General features: G+C 41.3%; 2 protein-coding genes and 1 pseudogene. All 3 read right to left on the bottom strand.

Annotated features, from left to right (window positions below; all coding sequences use genetic code 11):
* Positions 1 to 832, bottom strand: an 832-nt coding sequence (locus FTU05_RS17435) for a transposase zinc-binding domain-containing protein (RefSeq protein ID WP_180082739.1), incomplete at its 3' end; no start/stop codon positions are given.
* Between the two features lie 111 nt (positions 833 to 943).
* Positions 944 to 1,318 (bottom strand): annotated as a pseudogene (locus tag FTU05_RS17440) (GMP synthase (glutamine-hydrolyzing)); the annotation flags it as partial.
* Positions 1,319 to 1,958: 640 nt separating this feature from the next.
* A complete protein-coding gene (erm, locus tag FTU05_RS17445) occupies positions 1,959 to 2,828 on the bottom strand; it encodes a 23S ribosomal RNA methyltransferase Erm (RefSeq protein WP_112777917.1) in 870 nt (289 codons plus the stop codon).
* Positions 2,829 to 3,153 lie beyond the last annotated feature (325 nt).

Raw genomic sequence — 3,153 nt, forward strand, 5'->3', positions numbered from 1 at the left:
CCGCCTGTGAACCGACAGCGATACGGTAAGTGATCGAGTGCCCCAGCAGGGGTGTCATCGGGTCGTCATCCACCGCATCCGAGGCCAGATAGCTGTTTTCGACATCCCGTTCCAGCAGGCCTTGCCGCTCCAAATAGCGGCCGACCCGATGGGCGATGGTGTGCGCCAGTTGGGTGAGTTCGGCGCTGGTCGGCGCCCTGACCCAGAGGAACCGGGCTGTTCCATTGGGACGCTCAACGTACACGCCATCGAGGAACAGCATGTGAAAGTGAATGTTGAGGTTCAGTGCACTGCCGAAGCGCTGGATCAGGGTGACGGCACCGGTCTTGGCCGCTTGGTGGGTATAGCCCGCTTTCTTGACCAGATGCGTGGCGATGACGCGGTAAACGATGCCCAACACCCGGCCCATGACCTCCGGCCGGCTGGCGAACAGAAAGCGCAATTGAAAGGGAAAGCTGAGTACCCATTGGCGCATGGGCTGTACGGGCAGAACCTCATCGACCAGTAGCGCGGCGCTTTCGGCCATACGCCGTGCGCCACAACTAGGACAGAAGCCCCGACGTTTGCAGCTGAACGCAACCAGGTGCTCAGCGTGACACGACTCACAACGCACCCGCAGAAAGCCGTGTTCGAGACGGCCGCATTTGAGGTAGGCGTCAAACTCGCGTTGCACATAACCGGGCAGTTCCCTGCCCTGCGCCGCCAAATGGGCAGCGAACGTCGGGTAGTATTCTTCGACGATCCGATAGAGCAGGGTTTGCTCGGGCCGGTGACGCTGGTAACGACCAGTGTTCTCGTCCCGGCTGGCCATCCTGGCCGCCACTTGGGGCATGATCCGCATCCTTGCGATACTGTGTTTTTATACAGTTTATCGCTCAGCTGCGAGATATTGAAGTCTCAGCTGTGATGCCAGCCAGTGCCAGACATTGCCTGTGAGTGCCAGTCACTCCCACTCAATCGTCGCCGGCGGTTTAGAGCTCACGTCATAGGTCACGCGAGAGACACCTGAGAGCTCATTGATGATGCGGTTGGAGACTTTCTCTAGCAAGTCGTAAGGCAAGTGTGCCCAGCGCGCGGTCATAAAATCCACGGTTTCTACTGCGCGCAGTGCAATAACCCACTCGTAGCGCCGACCATCACCCACTACGCCGACTGATTTAACTGGCAGGAACACAGCGAAGGCCTGACTGGTTTTGTGGTACCAGCCCGCCGCACGCAACTCTTCGATAAAGATCGCATCGGCTTCACGCAGTAAATCAGCATATTCTTTTTTGACCGCACCGAGTATCCGCACGCCCAAACCTGGCCCTGGGAAGGGTAGGGCTTATTATGCACGTCTGTTTTTAATGCGCTTGAAAGAGCCATTAATGTTCCTTCTCCCAATTTAAAGTCATGAGATGCCACCGACCATAATGGAGCTGGAGATTCGATTGGAAAAAGGTTTAATTTACCTTTTTGTGAAAAACAACCTATATAATCATTCTTTTTATTGTCTTTTTTTTCTGATATATAGTCTGAATCTAAATCCACACTAAAAGACAGCATATTTTCGTTGTAAAAATCAGAAGTATTCATTAATAACGACGAAAACATATGACATATTGAATGATAATTATAATTATTATCGATATACTCAATTTTTTGTTGCTTGTCATTTAAATAAGGGTATGCATAAATTTCTTTTATATCTGATAATTGCAGATTAAATTCAGATAATAAAACATTTACAATATTTTTGAATTGAGTTTCAGAATAAAAAGCTTTATTATGATGTTTTATTCTGGATAAACGCTCTAGTTCCCAATATCTTAATAATGACAATTTACCACCATCATATTCCCAAAGTGAAATATTTTGGTCGTGCCTTTTTGTATCTGTTTTATAAAAATTGGCATACTTGTTTATCTCTACATATGCAAATATGTAGTAACCTTTTTCCAATTAAGTACCCCTTTTATTTAATATCTTTGAGTTCTGCTTCTGTGGACTTTTTCTAATTTTGATTGTTCTTTTAAAAGTTTTTGATAAGAACCTTCTACAAGTTTTTTCTTGTCTTGGCATACAAATTGCTTATATGTATCGAACATTTTAATCCATTGAATATATGTCCAATCGGAAAAATTTAGTTCACTATCTAAATTGATAATTTTTTTCAAACGTTTTTGCTGTTCATAAGAAAAAATATTTTTTGTTTTTTGTTTAAAATTTAATCCTGGGGCAGTATACATATATGATAAAAAATCCCAATATTCTAACATTGTTGCTTTTTTTATATCGCAATATTCTTTTTTATGGAAATGCACAAGAACTATAGACACGTTGGGTTTTGGTTTAAAATCTGAAGGCAAAAACTCATAAGCCAGTTTTATATCATATAACGGTTTGAACATAAGTGATTTTAATGTGTCTTTATAATATGGAGTGCCTGCGTATTTTAACATTGCTTCGTACTGCATTATAATATACATATCTTGTGGCGGGTTGATTGCTGTTAGTAATCTTGTTAAGATTTCTCCCGTCATATTAAACGGTATATTAGAAAAAACTTTATAATTGCCATCAGGAAGTTTTATATTCATAAAATCTTGATTGATAAGTGTTAGTTTTTGACTATTCAAGTTTTGCTTTAAAAATTGATACAAAGAGGTGTCTAATTCAATTGCAATTACACTTTTACTTACTCTTAATAAATGTTCGGTTATTATGCCTTTTCCCGGACCTATTTCATATACAATGTCAGTATTATTTATATTGCTATTTTCAACAAGGCTACTAACTAATTTTTTATCGTGTAAGAAATTTTGTGAATCCCTAATATTTCTTTCCATAAATTCCCTTTAATTGCATAATCTTTAATAGTTTATATAATTAATTTAATATAATTGATTATAAGATGAAACGTACAGTTTGTCAACTATTGCCATTTAAATTGGACATATAGCAAGCATACAAAATAATGGTGTTTTTACATATAAAAAACTACTAATACTGGTTACAAATCTTAAACCAAATAAAAATTTGCATAAACGTATAGGAAGAATAAACGCCCTTTTCACCCAAGTCCAACAGCTTTGGACCGCAGTTGACTCTTTCGACACCCCTGCGATGCAACCCAATCCGGCTGACGGGGAGCCAGCAACGCTGAAAATTTAC

Origin of the sequence: Acinetobacter sp. YH12049, assembly GCF_013419875.1 — a bacterium.
GTDB lineage: Bacteria > Pseudomonadota > Gammaproteobacteria > Pseudomonadales > Moraxellaceae > Acinetobacter > Acinetobacter amyesii.